Genomic DNA, 16,440 nt, shown 5'->3' with positions numbered 1-16,440 from the left:
GGGCTGGCCGGAGCGGCCGGTGCCGCGGTACTGGGGGTGCGCGCCCGCGCCGCCGCGGCGCGCCGCTTCGGCTCCGACCGGCCGGGCGCCGTCGCCGAGGACGTCCTCGCCGCAGCGCTGGCCTGGTTCGGTGCCGGGCGACCGCCGAGCAGAGGAGGCGCTGAGCTACCCGTCCCGGCGGGCCTCCGCGCCGGACTCGCCGGCCATCCCCTCGTCCTGACCGGCGGTACGGCCGACGAAGTCCTCGGTCGTACCGGTCCCCGTCGTCGTCGCGGCGTCGCCCCGCTGGGTGGGCCGCCCACCCGTCTCGCGCGTCCGGGCCGTGCCCGGGTCGGGGCGGACGTCGTCCTCGGCGGTGGGCGGGCGACCGAACAGGGACCTCAGCTTCTCGAACATCCGCGCCGGGTACCCGTGACCCCGATCACGGACACCGGTCAGTCACTCCGTGTCATGAGAACTACGCAGAGTAGTAGTCCCCGCCGAGGAGTTTGCTCGGATCTGCAGCGGTGATTCGTCCATCATGACTCCGGCTTGGACACCGCCCGCCGCGGTCCTCTTCGACCGCGACGGGACCCTCGTGGTCGACGTGCCGTACTGCGACGACCCGTCCGCCGTGCGGCCGATGCCCGGTGCGCGCCGCGCGCTGGGGATGGTGCGCGCCTCGGGGATCCCGGTCGGCGTCGTGTCCAACCAGTCGGGCATCGGGCGGGGCCTGCTGCGTCGGTCGGACGTCGACGCCGTCAACCGGGAGGTCGAACGGCAGCTCGGCCCCTTCGCCACCTGGCAGGTGTGTCCGCACGCGCCCGGCGAGGGCTGCGTCTGCCGCAAACCCGCCCCCGGCATGGTGCTCGCCGCGGCCGCGGAGCTGGGCGTGGCGGCGTGCCGGGTCGCCGTCGTCGGTGACATCGGTGCCGACGTCGGGGCGGCGCACGCCGCCGGTGCCGTCGCCGTGCTGGTCCCGACGCCGGTGACGCGCGTCGAGGAGATCCAGGCGGCGCCCGTCGTCGCCCCCGACCTGGTCCGGGCCGTCGACCATCTGCTGTACGGCCCGCTCGGAGCCGCTGCGTGAGGGAAGTGCTTGTCGCCAGGCTCGACGGCGCGGGGGACGTGCTCCTCGCGGGCCCCGCGGTGCGGGCGATCGCGCGCTCGGCACGCGTGACGATGCTGGTCGGGCCCGCGGGGGAGGAGGCCGCCCGGCTGCTGCCCGGCGTCGCCGAGGTGCGCGTGTGGGCCTGCCCGTGGGTGCTGGGCGACCCGCCGCCGGTGCGCCGCACCGACATCGACACGCTGGCCGACGATCTGGCCGGGTTCGACGAGGCCGTCGTGCTGACCTCCTTCCACCAGTCGCCGCTGCCGTTGGCCCTCGTGCTCCGGATGGCCGGGGTGCCCCGGATCTCCGGGGCCTCGGTGGACTATCCGGGCTCCCTGCTCGACGTCCGGCTGCGGCCCGGCGAGACGCTCGAGGAGAACCAGCCCGAACCGGAGCGCATGCGCGCCGTCGCCGCGGCCGCCGGGTACCCGCTGCCTGCCGACGACGACGGCCGGCTGCAGGTGCGGCTGCCCGAGCCGCTGCCCGAGCCGGTCGCGGACGTGGTCGTGCACCCCGGCGCGGCGGTCGGCGCCCGTCGCTGGCCCGCAGCGCACGCCGCCGAGGCCGTCCGGCAGCTGGCCGGCGAGGGGTGGCGCGTGGCCGTGACCGGTGGCCCGGGGGAGTGCGAGCTCACCGCCCAGGTCGCCGGCGACCACGCCGTCGATCTGGGCGGACGCACGTCGATGGCCGAGCTGGCGGCGGTGATCGCGGGGGCCTCGGCGATCGTCGTCGGCAACACCGCGGCCGCCCATCTCGCCGCCGCCGTCGGCACCCCCGTCGTCTCGCTGTTCGCACCGGTCGTCCCCGCCGTGCGCTGGCGGCCCTACCGGGTCCCGCAGGTCCTGCTCGGCGACCAGGACGCCCCCTGCCGCGGCACGCGGGCGCGCGAGTGCCCCGTCGCCGGGCACCCCTGCCTGACCTCCGTCCGTCCCGACGACGTCGTCGCGGCCGTCCGGCGGCTCACCCGCCCGTCCGTTCCCCTCACCGGCCCCCTCACGGAGGAGATCCCCGCGTGAACATCCTGATCTGGCACGTGCACGGCTCCTGGACGACCGCGTTCGTCCAGGGCCCGCACCGCTACCTGCTGCCGACCCTGCCCGAGCGCGGGCCCTGGGGCGGCGGGCGGCCCGCCGCCTGGGACTGGCCGGCGTCCGCTGTGGAGTGCTCGCCCGCGGAGCTCGCGGAGTCCGACGTGGACCTCGTCGTGCTGCAGCGGCCGGAGGAGCTCGAGCTGGCCGCCGAGTGGTCGGGCCGGGTGCCCGGGCGCGACGTTCCGGCGATCTACCTGGAGCACAACGCACCGCGTGCGGGCGCCGCCACCTCACGACACCCGATGGCCGATCGCGACGATCTCCTGCTGGTGCACGTCACTCACTTCAATGCATTGATGTGGGACGCCGGGAGCACTCCCACCGCGGTGGTGGAGCACGGCGTACCGGACCCGGGCCACCGGTACACCGGCGAGCTGGCCTCGGCAGCGGCCTGCATCAACGAACCGTTGCGGCGAAACCGGATCACGGGCACCGACATCGTCGCCCGATTGGCCGCCGACGTTCCCGTCGACGTCTTCGGGATCGGTGCGGACGACCTCGATCTACCGAATGTCCGCAGCGGCGGCGACCTGCCCCAGCACCGGATGCACACCGAGCTGGCCCGCCGCCGCGTCTACCTGCACACCGCCCGCTGGACCTCGCTCGGGCTGTCGCTGATCGAGGCGATGATGCTCGGGATGCCGGTGGTCGTGGTCGGCACCACCGAGGCCCCCGAACGGGTGCCCCCGGCCGCCGGGGTGTGTTCCACCGACCTGCGGCGGCTGCGCCGCGGCCTCGTCGAACTGGTCGCCGACCCCGACGCGGCCGCCGCCGCGGGCCGGGCGGCGCGCGAGGCCGCGCTCGCCCGGTTCGGCGTGGAGCGTTTCCTGCGCGACTGGGAGGGCGTGCTCGCCCGCGTCACCGACACCGCGCCCGTCTCCGCGCCCGTCTCCGCGCCCGTCTCCGCGCCCGTCTCCCCCAGCCCTGCTCTCACCGGAAGGAGCTGACCCATGCGGATCGCCATGGTGTCCGAACACGCCAGCCCGTTGGCCGAGCCCGGTGGGCCGGACTCGGGCGGCCAGAACGTGCACGTCCGCGAGCTGAGCCTGGCGCTCGGCCGGGCGGGGCACGACGTCACGGTGTACACCCGCCGCGACGACCCGGACCTCCCGGAGGTCGTCGCGTTCGGGCCGGGCGTCCGCGTCCGGCACGTCACCGCGGGTCCCGCGCGGCCGGTGCCGAAGGACGACCTGGTGCCGTTCGTGCCGCTGCTGGCCCAGCAGTTGGAGCGGGCCTGGCGCGCCGACCCGCCGGACGTCGCCCACGCGCACTTCTGGATGTCCGGTCTCGCAGCCCGGGGTGCGGCCGGCTTGCTCGGCCTGCCGCTGGTGCAGACCTTCCACGCGCTCGGCCACGTCAAGAAGCGCGAGCAGGGTGCGGACGACACCAGCCCCTCCGGACGCATTCCGGCCGAGAAGACGTTGGTGCGCACCGCCGACCGGCTCACGGCGTCCTGTGAGGACGAACTGTTCGAGCTGTTGCGCCTGGGCGCCAACCGCCGGCGCATCTCGGTGGTGCCGTGCGGGGTGGACCCCGAGGAGTTCGCCCCGGACGGCCCGGCCCCGCGCCGCGGCCGGCGCAAGCGGCTGCTCGCGCTCGGGCGGGTGGTGCGGCGCAAGGGCGTCGACGAGGTCGTCGAGGCGCTGCGCGACGTCCCGGACACCGAGCTCGTCGTGGCCGGCGGCCCGCCCGCCGGCATGGACCTGATGGCCGACCCGGAGCTGAACCGGCTCCGCGAGCTGGCCCGCCGGAGGCGGGTCGCCGGGCGGGTGCGGTTCCTCGGCGCCGTCCGCCGCCCCGACGTGCCGGCGCTGATCCGCTCGGCCGACGCCGTGGTCTGCGCGCCCTGGTACGAGCCGTTCGGCATCGTGCCGCTCGAGGCCATGTCCTGCGGCCGGCCCGTCGTCGCGACGGCGGTCGGCGGTATGAAGGACACCGTCGTCGACGGCGAGACCGGGCTCCTGGTGCCGCCGCGCGACCCGAAGGCGCTGGGGGCGGCGCTGCGGGCCCTGCTCGAGGACCCGCAGGCGGTGGCCGACCTCGGCGCCGCCGGGCGTCGCCGGGTCCTGTCCCGCTACACCTGGGCGAAGATCGCGGGTTCCACGGCGGTGGCCTACCGCGAGGCGATCGCCGGCCGGGACGGCGGCGTGCCGTCCTCGGTGTCCGGCGCGCGCGAGGCGCGGACGGGGGTGCGGTGATGGCCGACGCGACTGCGCACCAGGTGCTGGGCGGCCACGTCGACCGGCTGGAGGCGGCGTTGCCCGCGTTGCGTGCCGCGGCGCCGACGCTGGTGCGCTGGGGCAACACGCTCGCCGGGCTGCTGCCGACCGGCGGCCGCCTGCTCGCCGCGGGCAACGGCGGGAGCGCCGCTGAGGCCCAGCACCTCACCGCGGAGCTGGTCGGCCGGTTCGACGGCGAGCGCCAGGCGCTGTCCGCGATCGCCCTGCACGCCGATACGTCCGCGATGACCGCGATCGGCAACGACTACGGCTACGAGGAGGTGTTCGCCCGGCAGGTCCGCGCGCACGGCCGGCCCGGCGACGTGCTCCTGCTGCTGTCCACCAGCGGCCGCAGCCCCAACCTGCTCGCCGCGGCCGACGCCGCCCGCGAGCTCGACATGGAGTGCTGGGCCCTCACCGGGCCCGGCCCGAACCCCCTGGCCGGCCGCGCCACCGACGCCGTCTGCCTGCCGGGTGACACCGCGACGGTGCAGGAGTCGCACCTCGCCGCGGTGCACATGCTCTGCCGGGCCCTCGAGGCGCAGCTCCCGGCTGCGCCGACCGTCCCGGCCGAGCTGGTGTCCCGGCCCTACCGGGCGCACCGCCGGGCACCCGCCCTCGACCCGACGATCGCCCCGACGACCGTGAGGAGACCCGCATGACCCTGACCGACACCACGGCCCCCACCCCCGCCGCCGACCCCCGCGACCGGCTCCCCACCTCCCGCCCGCTCGGCACGGTGCTCGTCACCGGCGCCGCCTCCGGGCTGGGCCGGGCCGTCGCGGAGGCCGTCGCCACCGCGGGTGGCACCCCGCTGCTGATCGACCGGGTGGACCCCACCCCCGGCCTGAAGGAGGCGGCCGACGCCGCCCACGCGGTCGCCGACCTCGCCGACACCCGCGCCGCCGAGGAGGCCGTGCGCGGGCTGGTCGAGCGGGCCGGCGGCGTCGACGGCGTCGTCACCTGCGCGGGCACGGACGCCTGCGGCCGCATCGACGACGTGTCCGCCGACGACTGGGAACGCGTCGTCAAGGTCAACCTCCTCGGCACCGCGGCGGTCATCAGGGCCGCGCTGCCGAGCCTGAAGGAGCGCCGCGGGCGGATCGTCACGGTCGCCTCCACGCTGGGCCTGCGTGCGCTGTCCGACGCCTCGGCCTACTGCGCCTCCAAGTTCGGCGTGCTCGGGATGAGCCGCGCGCTGGCGGCGGAGCTGGCCGGCGAGGTCGGGTTGACGACGCTCGTGCCCGGCGGGATGGACACGGCCTTCTTCGACGGCCGCACCGAGCAGTACCGGCCCGGACCCGACGCCAAGCTCAACGACCCGCGCAACGTCGCGGCCACCGTCCTGTTCGCGCTGACCCGGCCCGAGGGGTGCGAGGTCCGCGAGCTGGTCGTGTGCCAGTCCGAGGAGCCCTCGTGGCCCTGATCCCCGTGGCGTGCGCCCCGGTCGCCTCCGTGACCGCGGCCGCGCGCATCACCGACCGGCGGCCCCGGGTGCTCGTGCTGGGCGACGTCGTGCTCGACGGCTGGGTGCGCGGCACCGCCCGCCGGGTCGCGCGCGACGGGCCCGTCCCCGTCGTCGAGCCGTCGTCCGAGGAGATCGCGCCGGGCGGGGCGGGCAACGCGGCGGTGGCGCTGGCCGCGCTGGGCGCCGACGTCGAGATCGTCTGCACGGTCGGCGACGACCCGGACGGCCGCACGCTGCGCTCGGCGCTCGCCGAGGCCGGCGTCCGGACGGATCGGTGCGTGCTCGATCCGGCCCGCGCGACGGCGGCCAAGCGCCGCATCGTCGCCGGTGACCCGCCCGGGCAGCCCGTGGCCCGCTACGACGTGGTGCCACCGGGCCTCCCCGGCAGCGCGACCGTTCGTGCGCTCGCCGACCAGACGACGGCGGCGCTGCACGACGCGCCCGACGCGGTGCTGGTCGCCGACTACGGGCTCGGCGCGCTCTCGCCCGCCGTGCGGCGCCGGATCGCGCGGGCGCGGGGGCGCATCCCCCTGCTGGTCGTCGACGCCCACGACCTCGCGCCCTGGGCCGACCTGCGGCCCGACGCCGTCACCCCGAGCGTCGAGGAGGCCGCCGCCGTGCTCGGCGTCGACCTGCCCGAGCGCGACCGGCTGGCCTGGGGACTCGAGCACGCGCCGGCGCTGCGTGCGGCCACCGGGGCGGCCGAGGTGCTGCTCACCCTGGACGTCGACGGATCCGTGCGGCTCCCGGCGGACGGCACGCCGCTGCGGCGGCCGGCGGGGGAGCACGCACCGCCCTCGGGCGCCTGCGGGGCCGGCGACGTGTTCGCCGCGGCCTGGACCGCGGCCGTCGCGTCGGGGACGCCCCGGGAGGAGGCGCTGTCGCTGGCGCAGACCGCCGCCGACGTCGTCGTCACATTGCCGGGGACCGCGGTGTGCACGGCCGCCGCGCTGACCTGCCGGCTCGCGGCGGGGGACCCGGGCAGCGTGCTGTCGCATCGGGACCTGCTGACCGTGCTCGCCGAGCACCGGGCGGCGGGGCACCGGGTCGTCTTCACCAACGGCTGCTTCGACGTGCTGCACCGCGGGCACGTGGCCTACCTGCGGGAGGCCGCCGAGCTCGGGGACGTGCTGGTCGTGGCCCTGAACAGCGACGACTGCGTGACCCGGCTCAAGGGCCCAACCCGCCCGGTCAACCCGCTCGAGGACCGGGCCGGGGTGATCGGCGCGCTGGCGGCCGTCGACCTCGTGACCTCGTTCGACACCGACAGCCCGGTGGAGCTGCTCGACCTGGTGCGGCCGGACGTCTACTGCAAGGGCGGGGACTACACGCCGGAGATGCTGCCGGAGACACCGGTGGTGGAGCGCATGGGCGGGGAGGTCCGGATCCTCGGCTACCTCGCCGACCACTCCACCAGCGCCATCGTGGCGAGGGCGGCCGAGGGGGCGGGCCGGTGAGCTCCGGTCGGGCGGTGGGTTCCGTCCTGGTCGTCGGCGACGTGCTGCTCGATCTCGACGTGCACGGAACGGTCGACCGGCTCTGTCCCGACGCGCCCGTCCCCGTCCTCGACGTCACCGGGGAGGTGGCGCGGCCGGGCGGGGCCGGGCTGGCGGCGGCCCTGCTCGCCGGGTCCGGGGTGCGGACGACGCTGGTCGCGGCCCTCGCCGAGGACGGCGACCGGGTCCGGGACCTGCTCGCCCCGACGCTCGACCTGGTGCCCGGGCCCGCCACCGGCGGGACCCCGGTGAAGTGCCGCTGGCACTCCGCCGACGGCCCGCTGCTGCGCACCGACACGGGCACCGGTCGCCCCGCCGACGGGTTCGGCGAGACGGTCCGCGCGGGGCTCCGCCGGGCTCTCGACGACGTGGGCGCGGTGCTGGTGTCGGACTACGGCCGCGGCGTCACCGCCGACCCGCAGGTACGCCGGATGCTCGCCGACGCGGTGGCCGCCGGGACGCCGGTGGTGTGGGACCCGCACCCCAAGGGCAGCGATCCCGTGCCCGGCGTGATCATGACGCCCAACGCGAAGGAGGCCGCGGGCGCGCTCGGGCTGACCGGCGGGGACCCGGTCGGCTGTGCGGCGGAGCTGCGCCGCCGGCGGGAGAGCCGGGCCGTCGTCGTCACGCGCGGCGACCAGGGCGCGGTTCTCGTGACCGCGTCCGAACGGGTCGCCGTGCCGGCCCTCGACGTCACGGGCGGCGACCCGTGCGGCGCCGGCGACGCGTTCGCGGGCCGGCTCGCGGCCGCCCTGGCGGCCGGGTCGTCCCTGCCCGCCGCGGTGGAGAGCGCCGTCCGGACGGCCGGGCGCTTCGTCGAGGCCGGCGGTGCGGCGACCGTCCGCTGCGTCGAGGGGCGGTGGACCCAGATCGGGGCCGGGGTGACCGAACGGGCGTCGTAGAGACGGTGAGGGGCGCGACGTGCCGCAGCTGCGGTCCTTCGCGCCCACCCCTGCTCCGCCGACGGATCCCCCGAGCCGCACCCCGCTCACGGCATGATCGCCGTTCGGGACCGCTTGCAGCCGGACACGGCGCGAAGAGGTCCCGAACGGCGATCTGCTGCTCGGGGGAGGGGTCAGCCGCGCGGCGCCTCGTCGTCGTCGTCGACCGGTACCTCGCGGCGCTGCTCCAGCACGTCGTACGGGTCGGCCTCGGTGTTCGGGTCGATCTCCTCGGCGTCGAGGCCGGTGTCGCGGTCGGTCAGGTCCTCGAGGTCGGCGGCGGGGTCGGTCGCGATCTCGTCGTGGGCGATCATGTCGGGCCGGGTCACGTCGTCGTCGGGGGTCCTGTCGCGGGTCGGCTCGTTCATGACGCTGTCGTACCCCTCGCGGCGCCGGTGACACACCCGACGTGGCCGGTGCCGCCGAGGCGGGTGACGTCGAGGCAGACGGCCTCGACCTCGTCGACGTCGATCGCGAGCAGGGCGGGATCCGGGTCGTCGGCGAACGGGTCGCCCCGCCGGACCTCCGGGTGCGTGAGGGCGCGGTGCGGACCCGCGGGCGGGCCCCAGCGCTCCGGCCCGACCGGCCCGAACAGCACGACCGACGGCCGGCCGAACGCCGCGGCGAGGTGCGCGATCCCGGTGTCCCCGCTGACGACCAGTGCGGCACCGGCGACCAGGGCGGCCAGCTCGGCGATCGAGGTCCGGCCGGCGAGGACGCGGTCGCCGGGCACGCCGGCCTGACCGGCGACCCGCTCGGCGAGGGACCGCTCCGGCGGCCCGCCCGTCACGACGACGGGCCCCAGCGGGGCGAGCCGACGCGCCAGCGCGGCGAACCGCTCGGCCGGCCAGCACTTGGCGCCGAACGCCGCCCCGGGATGCACCACGACGGGGTGTGGCGGGCCCGGGGCGAGGGTGGCCGGCGGGGGGAGGCGAAGGTCGTCGGGATCGGACGCGATCCCGTGGTGGGCGAGCATCGCGGACCAGCGGACCCGCTCGTGGAGCCTGTCGAGCTCCTCGGCCGGTGGGCCGGACCAGCCCAGCTCGGGACGGCCCAGCCCGATCCGACGCCGGGGGCGGAGGGCATCGAGGGCGCGATGGCTCTGCGGGCCCGCGCCGTGCAGGTTCACGGCGACGTCGACGGCCCCGGCGAAGGCCAGCGCGTCGGGCGACGGGGTGGGCAGCACCTCGTCGACGGCGCCGGTGAGCGCGGCCAGCGGTTCCAGCCCGCCCGCGGTGGCCAGCACGATCCGGTGGTCGGGGTGGTGACGGCGCAACGCCCGCAGGGCGGGCACGACGGTCAGCAGGTCACCGAGGTTCAACGCGCGCAGCGCGAGCAGGACGGGGGCCGCCACGGAGATCGACTACCCGCTGCTCGCCCCGCCAACCTCCCCCGCCGAGCGCTGGACGAGGGGCCGGTCTCCCGGAAGTGCCGACTCGCGCTACCGGAACTGCCGACTCGCGCTACCGGAACTGCCGACTCGCGCTGCGGGAACTGCCGACTCCTCGTCGCCGACCTTCAGCAGGTCGACACAGGCCTCGACGACCGCCTCCATCCGCTCGCCGGCCAGGTCGGCGACGACCCGCACGCCGTTGGCCCGCAGGTCGGCGGCCAGCCGCTGGTACAGCCGCGGCGGCACGACGGTCTCGGACTGCGGGCCCGACAGCAGCACCGTCCCGGCCGCAGCTCGGGCTGTCCGGCGCGGTCCTCGATGGTGACCGTGACGATGGGGGAAGAGGCGAACACGACGAAGGGCGGGCACGAATCCGACATACCGGACTCGTACCCGCCCCTCGACCTCCGTACTCAGGTGTCGACGCGCGGCACGTCACCGGGCTCGGCGGGCGTGGCGGTGTCGGCGTGGTCGCGGCACTTGTCCGTCTCGGGCCGCGCCTCCAGCCGCTCGTCGTCGATCTGCTTGCCGCACACGGCGCACCGGCCGTACGAGCCGGCGTCGATCCGCTCCAGCGCGGCGACGACCTGGGCGCGCTGCATCCGCAGCGTGCCCCGCGCCAGGTCGTCCTCCATCGCCTCGGTCTCGCGCGAGCCGCGGTCGCCGAAGTCCATGCCGCCGGCGAGCTCGTCGGAATCCCGCTGCTCCTCCTGCTCGCGGGCCTCCTCGCCGGCCTCGTGGTCGAGCCGCTCGAGCTCGGCGGTCAGCATCTCGCGGGCCTGCGTGGTGTTCATGCGTGCGTCCTCTCGTCGGTCCGGCGCGCGGAGCGGGCGAGGCGCTCGGGCACGAGCAGATCGGGGTCCTCGCACAGCCCGCGCAGGGCGGTCAGGGTGGGGTGACCGGCGGCCAGCAGGGCGCGGTCGCTGCCCGGCTCGGCGCGCTCGCCGGTCTCGGCCTCACGCAGCAGCAGGCCCTGGCCGTCGGCGTCCTCGACCAGGGTCTGCACGACGCCGCGCGGGTCGAGCGGGGCGAGCCGCAGCTCGCGGTGGTCCTCGACGGGCCGGTCGGGCACGTTCAGCGACAACGTGGTGCCGAGCGGGCTGTCGAGCAGCAGCTCCAGCACGCGCGGCAGGTACGCGGTGACGGCGTCCCAGTGCTCGTCCTCCTCGGTGCCGAGGGCGACGTCGAGCGAAACGGCCAGGCCGCGGCGGTCGTGCAGGCCGGCGGTGAGGGCCGCGCCGACGGTGCCGGAGTGCAGGACCGCCCGCCCGACGTTCCCGCCCCGGTTGATGCCGGACAGGACGACGTCGGGCGCGGGGTCGAACCAGCCCTGCAGGCCGGCGACCACGATGTGGGCGGGCGCGGCCCGCACGGCGTACGACGGCAGTCCGGAAGGGCCCGCCACCTCCTGCACCACCGTGCGGCCGTCCTCCTGGACGGCCGTGATGGCGGCGCTCGCACCGGAGAACTGGTGCTCGGGTGCGGCGATCACGACGTCGAGCCCGGCCTCGCTCGCGGCCTCGGCCAGGGCGGCCAGGCCGGGGGAGTCGATGCCGTCGTCGTTGGTCACGAGGGCACGGGTGCGGGTCATCGTCCCGGAGTACCCGTCCGCCGAGGACCGACACCGCCCGCCGGGTCGGGCGCGGGGTCGGTGTGCTCGTGCCAGCGTTCGGCGGCGGCCGCGTCCAGGCCGGTCAGCCGGCGCAACCACCGGGGCAACGGGGCGGTGTGGGCCGGGCGCGGCGGCCCGGCGGCGCCGGTGGGCCCCGGCAGCAGCCGTTCGACGGCGGTGAGCAGCCGCAACGTCGTCGAGGGCGCGAGGGCGTGCACCCGCGAGCCGATGTTCGCCAGCGGCGTCAGGATGATCTCCGGCGTCCCCCGCAGGGTCGCGCGGACCAGCCGGCGGGCGGCCCGCTCGGCGTCCATCGACACGAGCGGCAGCGAGGCGCCCAGGGTAAACCAGGACCGCTCGGCCTGCGCGTTGCCGGTCACGAGCGCGTTGCGCGAGGAGCCGGTCCGCATCAGCCCCGGCACGCCGACGGTCACCGAGACGCCCTGCCGACCGGCCTCCAGCCGCAACCCCTCGGCGAAGCCGACGGCGGCGTGCTTGGCGGCGCCGTAGGGCAGCAGGTGCGGGGCCGGGAGCTTCCCACCGATCGAGGTGACGGCCAGGATCCGGCCGCCGCTGCGGGCCAACAGCGGCATGGCCTCCAGGGCGGGCCGGGCCAGACCCCAGAACATGACGTCCATGGCCTGGGCGTAGTCCTCCTCGCGCAGGTCCGCCTGCGGCCCGACCTGGATGATCCCGGCGTTGGCCACGAGGACGTCGAGCCGGCCGAACTCGCGCTCGGTGGTGCCGAGGAGCTCGCGGGTGGCCTCGGGACGGCCGACGTCGGCCGCCAGCGTGACCACGCGCGCGCCGCGGGCCTCGAGGTCTGCGCGGGCGGGCTGCAGGCCGTCGCCGTCGCGGGCGCAGAGCAGCAGGTCGTGGCCGCGGTCGGCGAGCTCGCGGGCGATCAGGTAGCCCAGGCCGCGGCTGGCGCCGGTGACGAGGGCGACCGGGCGGGCCGGTGCGCCGGGGTGGGCCGTGGGGGAGGGGGCCATGGGGGAGGGATGCCCGGCACCGCGCCGTCGACACCCCGGCACGGCTCACACCCCTCGGACCAGGAACAGCTCCGCGTCGGCGCACCCCCGCCCGGCGTCCGCCCGTCCCGCGCGTGGCACCCGGGTCGGCGTGGAGCAGGTCGGCCAGCGCGGATCGCACGGGCCAGACGTCACGAGCTCCACCGGCCCTGCCCGCCGGCGCCCACCTGCGTCGTCACGCCGGCGCGGCTACCCGGTCGGGGCAGGGCGTGCACCCGCCGGAGATCGCGCGGCGCATGCGCCTGCACCGACCGGGTAGCCGCGCGCCGGAACGATCCCGATCGGAAGGTGGACGAGCATGAAGGCCGTCGTGTGGAACGGGCCCGGCGACATCGCCCTGTCCGACGTGCCCGACCCCACGCCGCGCGATCCCGGCGACGCCGTGGTCAGGCTGACCGTCAGCGCCGTCTGCGGCACCGACCTGCACATGGTCCGCGGGACGATGCCCGGGATGCGCCCGGGCACCGTGCTGGGACACGAGGGCGTCGGCGTCGTGGAGGCCGTGGCGAGCGCGGGCCACCTCGGAGCGACCCGGGTGATCGTGGTCGACGACGTGGCGGACCGGCTGGAGAAGGCCCGCCGCCAGCACGTCGAGCCGGTCGACTTCACCGCCGAGGACCCGGTCGAGGTGATCCGGGAGCTCACCGGCGGGATCGGGGTCGACCGCGTGATCGACGCCGTGGGCGTCGACGCCTACGCCCCGGCGGACTCCGGCACCGACGACGCCGCGCAGCGGACCGCGGAGCTCGAGCAGGTCAGCGGCGGCGGCCCGACCGCGTGGAACGCCGGCGACGCGCCCTCCCAGGCCGCGCGGTGGGCGGTGCGGGCCGTGGCGAAGGCCGGGTCGATCGGGATCGTGGGTGTCTATCCGCAGACCGCCGCGACGTACCCGATCGGCGAGGTCATGAGCCGCAACCTCACCGTCAAGGCCGGCAACTGCCCGCACCGCGCGCTGATGCCGACGGTGATCGACCTCATCGCCTCCGGCGCGCTCGACGCCGGCCGCGCCGTCACGAAGCAGGAGGGCATGACCGGGGCGATCGAGGCGTACGAGACCTTCGACCGGCACCAGCCGGGGTGGACCAAGGTCGTCGTGGACCCGGCGGCGTGAACGGCGCGAAGGGTCCGGGGCGGATCGAGGCAGGCCCGGAGGACGGGCCGGCAGCCCCGGCGGCGGTCGAGGTGCTGGTGCCCACCCGCAACCGTCCCGTGGAGCTGGCCACCACCTTGGCCGGCCTGGCTGCGCAGGACCATCCGTTCGGCGTCGTCGTCTCGGACCAGTCCGACGAGGCCGCGTCCTACGACACCGCGCCGGCCCGGTCGATGATCCGGGTGCTCGAGCTCGGGGGGCACCGGGTCCGCACCCGCCGGCACCTGCCGCGCCGGGGGGTCATCGAACACCGGGCCGCGCTCCTGGCCGCCTCGACCGCGCGGTACGTGCTCTTCCTCGACGACGACGTCTGGCTCGCCCCGGGCACGATCGCGCTGCTGCACGAGGCGATCACCGAGCTGGGCTGCGGGATGGTGGGCGCCGCCATGCAGGGCCTCTCCCACGTCGACGACGAGCGGCCGGCCGAGCAGGAGCCGTTCGCGCGCTGGGACGGGGCGCCCCTCCCGGAGACGGTGCACCCCGGCACGCCGGAGTGGGAGCGCTGGCGGCTGCACAACGCGGCCACCCCGATCCACCTCGCCCGCCGGCACCTGCGGCCTGGGGAGCGGTGGCTCGCCTACAAGGTCGCCTGGATCGCCGGGTGCGTGCTCTACGACCGCGAGGCGCTCGTGGCGGTCGGCGGCTTCGACTTCTGGCGCGACGTGCCCGAGGAGGCCGTGGGCGAGGACGTCGTGGCCGAGCAGCGGGTCATGGCGAAGTTCGGCGGGGCCGGGATCCTGCCGTCCGGCGCCGTGCACCTGGAGTCGGACACCACGATCCCGGACCGGCCGGTGACGGCCGACGGCCTGCTCAGGGCCTGAACACCGGCGACCGGGGCACCGGGAGCGCCGCCCGCACCGCGGCAGCCACGTCGGCCGGGGGGACGTCCGCCATGCAGGCCGGGCCCCCGGCCGGCGGACCGAGCGGGCACCGGGCCTCCCACCAGCACACCTGTTCGGTGATGGCCGTCGGCCGGCGGTGCGGGCACTCCGGGAGGCCCTGCAGGTTGGTGGCCGGGTCGTCGAGCCCGTAGCGCGCGGCGAGGGTGGGGCCGAACAGACCCACGGTGCGGGCCCCGACCGCCGCCGCGACCCGTGCCGGCCCCGTGTCGCCGCCCACCACGACCCCGCCGCGCCGCGCGACGGCGGCGAACCGGGCCGCGAGCCCGCGCAGGTCCCTGGGCGGCAGCTCCGGGACCGGCGCGCCCGGGCCGACGGCCACCACCGGGACGTCGCGCAGCCGGTCCACGAGCGCGGCCCAGTGCGGCCAGAGCTTCACCGCCATCCCGGCGCCCGGCACGAGCACAACGGGCACACCGTCCGGCAGGTCCGTCCCGGCCCTCTCGATCTCGGCCTCGGTCAGGTGGATGCGCGGCGGCCGGTACTCCGCCCCGACGAGGCCCTCTCCGGCGAGGATCCGGACGTACCGGCGGGAGACGGGCTCGTCGGGCGGGGGAGACCGCCACAGGTCGGTGACGCCCGGCACGCCGCGCCCGGCGACGAGGTCCGGTATCCCGTGGAGCCGGGTGGTGCTCACGACGAGGTCGGAGCGGTCCAGCGCGGCCTCGACCGCCTCCCGCTCGTGGCCCTTCTCCGCCCGCAGGACCTCGGTCACCGCCGGATCGGTGTCGAGCAGGGAGGCACCGGGATCGTGGGTGAGCACGCGCAGGGCGGCGTGCGGGAAGCGCTCCGCGAGCCCGTGCACCACGGGCAGCGCCATGACCAGGTCGCCCAGCCCGCCGAGCAGGTCGATGACGAGGACGTCGTCAGGCACGCCCGCGGACCCCGGCGTAGACGTCGCGGTGCCGGTCGGCGATCCGCGCCCAGCTCCGGGCGGCCCCGACCGCCTCCCCGCCCGCGGCCACCCGCAGCCGCAGGGCCGGGTCGTCGAGCAGCCGCCGCAGGGCGTCGGCGAGGGCGGCACCGTCGCGGACCTTCGGGGCGACCACCACGGTCTCGCCGTCGACCAGTTCGGGATCGGGCGGGTCGGCCCGGGTGACGACGGTGGGCAGGCCGTGGGCGAAGGCGGACAGCAGCGCGCCGCTCTTCGTGGTGGCGCCGGCGGTGAGCGGGAACGCCGCGAGGTCGGCGGCGTGCAGCGCGGCGGAGACCTCCTTCTCGGGCAGGTGCCCGGTCACCGTGACGTGCTCGGCGACGCCCGCCGCCTCGACCTGGCCGAGGAGCTCGGCCCGGAAGGCCTGCGCCTCGTCCTCGGGCAGCGCCAGCGAGGTGAAGCCGCCGACGACGAGCAGGTGCAGCCGGTCGCGGCCCTCGGCGCGCAGCCGCGCGAGCGCCTCGGCCAGGTAGCGGACGCCCTTGACGGGGTGCACGAACCCGAAGAAGGCCACGACGTCGGCGTCGTTCGGAACACCGAGCCTCCGCCGGGTGTCGGTACGCGGCGCCGGCCCGAGGTCCGGCACGTTCGGCGCCAGCGGCACGAGCAGGGGATCGATCCGCATGCGCCGGCGCAGCGCCCGTTCGTGGCCGGCGTTGGTGGTCAGCACGGCGGCGCTGCGGGGCACGAGCCGCCAGGTCTCGCGGTCGACGCCGCGGCGCTCCACCGTGCGCCAGACCCCGTCGGGCACCCAGGACGGGGAGGCCCACCAGCCGTACTCGTGCACCGTCGTCACGACGGGGGCCCGGACCAGGTCGGGCAGCAGGCCGGCCCAGGGGGAGAAGCCGAACGCCGAGGGCGCGAACTGCACGTGCACGACCTCCGGTCCGAGCGCGCGGATCCGCCGCGCCGCGCGGGCGACGCTCGCCGGGGACCCGGCCACGCTCACGGGCTCGACGTCCTCACCGGTCCTCCGGAGCGTCTCGACCAGGTGGGCGGTGTAGTCGGCCACGCCGTCGCGGGCGGGATCGGCCCCGCCCTGCACCATCACGATCACGGGGGGACGGTTCCCGGGCAGCAGGTCGCGAAACGGCGCGCAGGGTTGATCGACGGCGG

18 protein-coding genes and 1 pseudogene are annotated in these 16,440 nt (G+C 76.8%); 10 read left to right on the top strand and 9 right to left on the bottom strand.

Annotated features, from left to right (window positions below):
• Positions 1 to 165: 165 nt before the first annotated feature.
• Complete coding sequence (locus LWC35_RS34265; protein ID WP_232874655.1) at positions 166 to 396, bottom strand: hypothetical protein; 231 nt, start codon at positions 394 to 396, stop codon at positions 166 to 168.
• Between the two features lie 124 nt (positions 397 to 520).
• On the opposite strand from LWC35_RS34265, the gene LWC35_RS34260 reads away from it, so the two are divergent.
• The 8 genes and pseudogenes from LWC35_RS34260 to LWC35_RS40660 all read left to right on the top strand — a co-directional run bounded on the left by LWC35_RS34260 (position 521) and on the right by LWC35_RS40660 (position 8,266).
• Entirely contained in the window at positions 521 to 1,069 is a 549-nt protein-coding gene (locus LWC35_RS34260; RefSeq protein ID WP_308194733.1) for an HAD-IIIA family hydrolase, read from the top strand.
• The gene (locus LWC35_RS34255; RefSeq protein WP_232874654.1) at positions 1,066 to 2,106 is read left to right on the top strand and encodes a glycosyltransferase family 9 protein; all 1,041 of its coding nucleotides are present in this window, start codon (positions 1,066 to 1,068) and stop codon (positions 2,104 to 2,106) included. Before LWC35_RS34260 ends, LWC35_RS34255 begins: the two co-directional genes overlap by 4 nt.
• Entirely contained in the window at positions 2,103 to 3,128 is a 1,026-nt protein-coding gene (locus LWC35_RS34250) for a glycosyltransferase (protein ID WP_232874653.1), read from the top strand. Before LWC35_RS34255 ends, LWC35_RS34250 begins: the two co-directional genes overlap by 4 nt.
• Positions 3,129 to 3,131: 3 nt before the next feature.
• Entirely contained in the window at positions 3,132 to 4,379 is a 1,248-nt protein-coding gene (locus LWC35_RS34245) for a glycosyltransferase (RefSeq protein ID WP_232874652.1), read from the top strand.
• Positions 4,379 to 4,948 (top strand): annotated as a pseudogene (locus LWC35_RS34240) (D-sedoheptulose-7-phosphate isomerase); the annotation flags it as partial. The gene LWC35_RS34245 and the pseudogene LWC35_RS34240, both read left to right, overlap by 1 nt.
• 116 nt (positions 4,949 to 5,064) lie before the next feature.
• Entirely contained in the window at positions 5,065 to 5,826 is a 762-nt protein-coding gene (locus tag LWC35_RS34235; RefSeq protein WP_372463155.1) for an SDR family oxidoreductase, read from the top strand.
• Positions 5,817 to 7,325, top strand: a complete 1,509-nt coding sequence (locus LWC35_RS34230; RefSeq protein WP_232874650.1) for a PfkB family carbohydrate kinase — start codon at positions 5,817 to 5,819, stop codon at positions 7,323 to 7,325. The genes LWC35_RS34235 and LWC35_RS34230 overlap by 10 nt, the downstream gene beginning before the upstream one ends.
• 14 nt (positions 7,326 to 7,339) lie before the next feature.
• Positions 7,340 to 8,266, top strand: a complete 927-nt coding sequence (locus LWC35_RS40660) for a PfkB family carbohydrate kinase (RefSeq protein WP_232874649.1) — start codon at positions 7,340 to 7,342, stop codon at positions 8,264 to 8,266.
• A 173-nt stretch (positions 8,267 to 8,439) separates the two neighbouring features.
• Here LWC35_RS40660 and LWC35_RS34220 read toward each other — a convergent pair whose 3' ends face one another.
• The 6 genes from LWC35_RS34220 to LWC35_RS34195 form a co-directional block, all read right to left on the bottom strand.
• Positions 8,440 to 8,673, bottom strand: a complete 234-nt coding sequence (locus tag LWC35_RS34220; protein ID WP_232874648.1) for a hypothetical protein — start codon at positions 8,671 to 8,673, stop codon at positions 8,440 to 8,442.
• A complete protein-coding gene (locus tag LWC35_RS34215; RefSeq protein ID WP_232874647.1) occupies positions 8,670 to 9,659 on the bottom strand; it encodes a glycosyltransferase family 9 protein in 990 nt (329 codons plus the stop codon). Before LWC35_RS34215 ends, LWC35_RS34220 begins: the two co-directional genes overlap by 4 nt.
• A gap of 87 nt (positions 9,660 to 9,746) precedes the next feature.
• Positions 9,747 to 9,977 carry a hypothetical protein gene (locus LWC35_RS34210; RefSeq protein WP_232874646.1) on the bottom strand — a complete coding sequence of 77 codons (231 nt, stop codon included), beginning with the start codon at positions 9,975 to 9,977 and terminating at the stop codon, positions 9,747 to 9,749.
• A 134-nt stretch (positions 9,978 to 10,111) separates the two neighbouring features.
• Positions 10,112 to 10,492 (bottom strand): TraR/DksA family transcriptional regulator, encoded by a 381-nt coding sequence (locus LWC35_RS34205; RefSeq protein ID WP_232874645.1) that lies wholly within the window; start codon positions 10,490 to 10,492, stop codon positions 10,112 to 10,114.
• On the bottom strand, positions 10,489 to 11,289 hold the full coding sequence (surE, locus tag LWC35_RS34200) for a 5'/3'-nucleotidase SurE (protein ID WP_232874644.1): 801 nt from the start codon (positions 11,287 to 11,289) through the stop codon (positions 10,489 to 10,491). The genes LWC35_RS34205 and surE overlap by 4 nt, the downstream gene beginning before the upstream one ends.
• Positions 11,286 to 12,302, bottom strand: a complete 1,017-nt coding sequence (locus LWC35_RS34195) for an SDR family NAD(P)-dependent oxidoreductase (protein ID WP_232874643.1) — start codon at positions 12,300 to 12,302, stop codon at positions 11,286 to 11,288. The genes surE and LWC35_RS34195 overlap by 4 nt, the downstream gene beginning before the upstream one ends.
• A 337-nt stretch (positions 12,303 to 12,639) precedes the next feature.
• On the opposite strand from LWC35_RS34195, the gene LWC35_RS34190 reads away from it, so the two are divergent.
• On the top strand, positions 12,640 to 13,452 hold the full coding sequence (locus LWC35_RS34190) for a zinc-binding dehydrogenase (protein WP_232874642.1): 813 nt from the start codon (positions 12,640 to 12,642) through the stop codon (positions 13,450 to 13,452).
• Positions 13,449 to 14,312 (top strand): glycosyltransferase family 2 protein, encoded by an 864-nt coding sequence (locus LWC35_RS34185; protein ID WP_232874641.1) that lies wholly within the window; start codon positions 13,449 to 13,451, stop codon positions 14,310 to 14,312. The genes LWC35_RS34190 and LWC35_RS34185 overlap by 4 nt, the downstream gene beginning before the upstream one ends.
• On the opposite strand, the gene LWC35_RS40655 is transcribed toward LWC35_RS34185, so the two are convergent.
• Positions 14,302 to 15,264 (bottom strand): glycosyltransferase family 9 protein, encoded by a 963-nt coding sequence (locus LWC35_RS40655; RefSeq protein WP_232874640.1) that lies wholly within the window; start codon positions 15,262 to 15,264, stop codon positions 14,302 to 14,304. The two genes, LWC35_RS34185 and LWC35_RS40655, sit on opposite strands and share 11 nt — an antisense overlap.
• Positions 15,257 to 16,372, bottom strand: coding sequence for a glycosyltransferase (locus LWC35_RS34175; protein ID WP_232874656.1), 1,116 nt, complete (start codon positions 16,370 to 16,372; stop codon positions 15,257 to 15,259). Before LWC35_RS34175 ends, LWC35_RS40655 begins: the two co-directional genes overlap by 8 nt.
• Positions 16,373 to 16,440: the final 68 nt, after the last annotated feature.

Source organism: Pseudonocardia kujensis (assembly GCF_021283305.1).
Lineage (GTDB): Bacteria > Actinomycetota > Actinomycetes > Mycobacteriales > Pseudonocardiaceae > Pseudonocardia > Pseudonocardia kujensis.
This window is presented reverse-complemented; position numbering and strand designations above follow the sequence as displayed.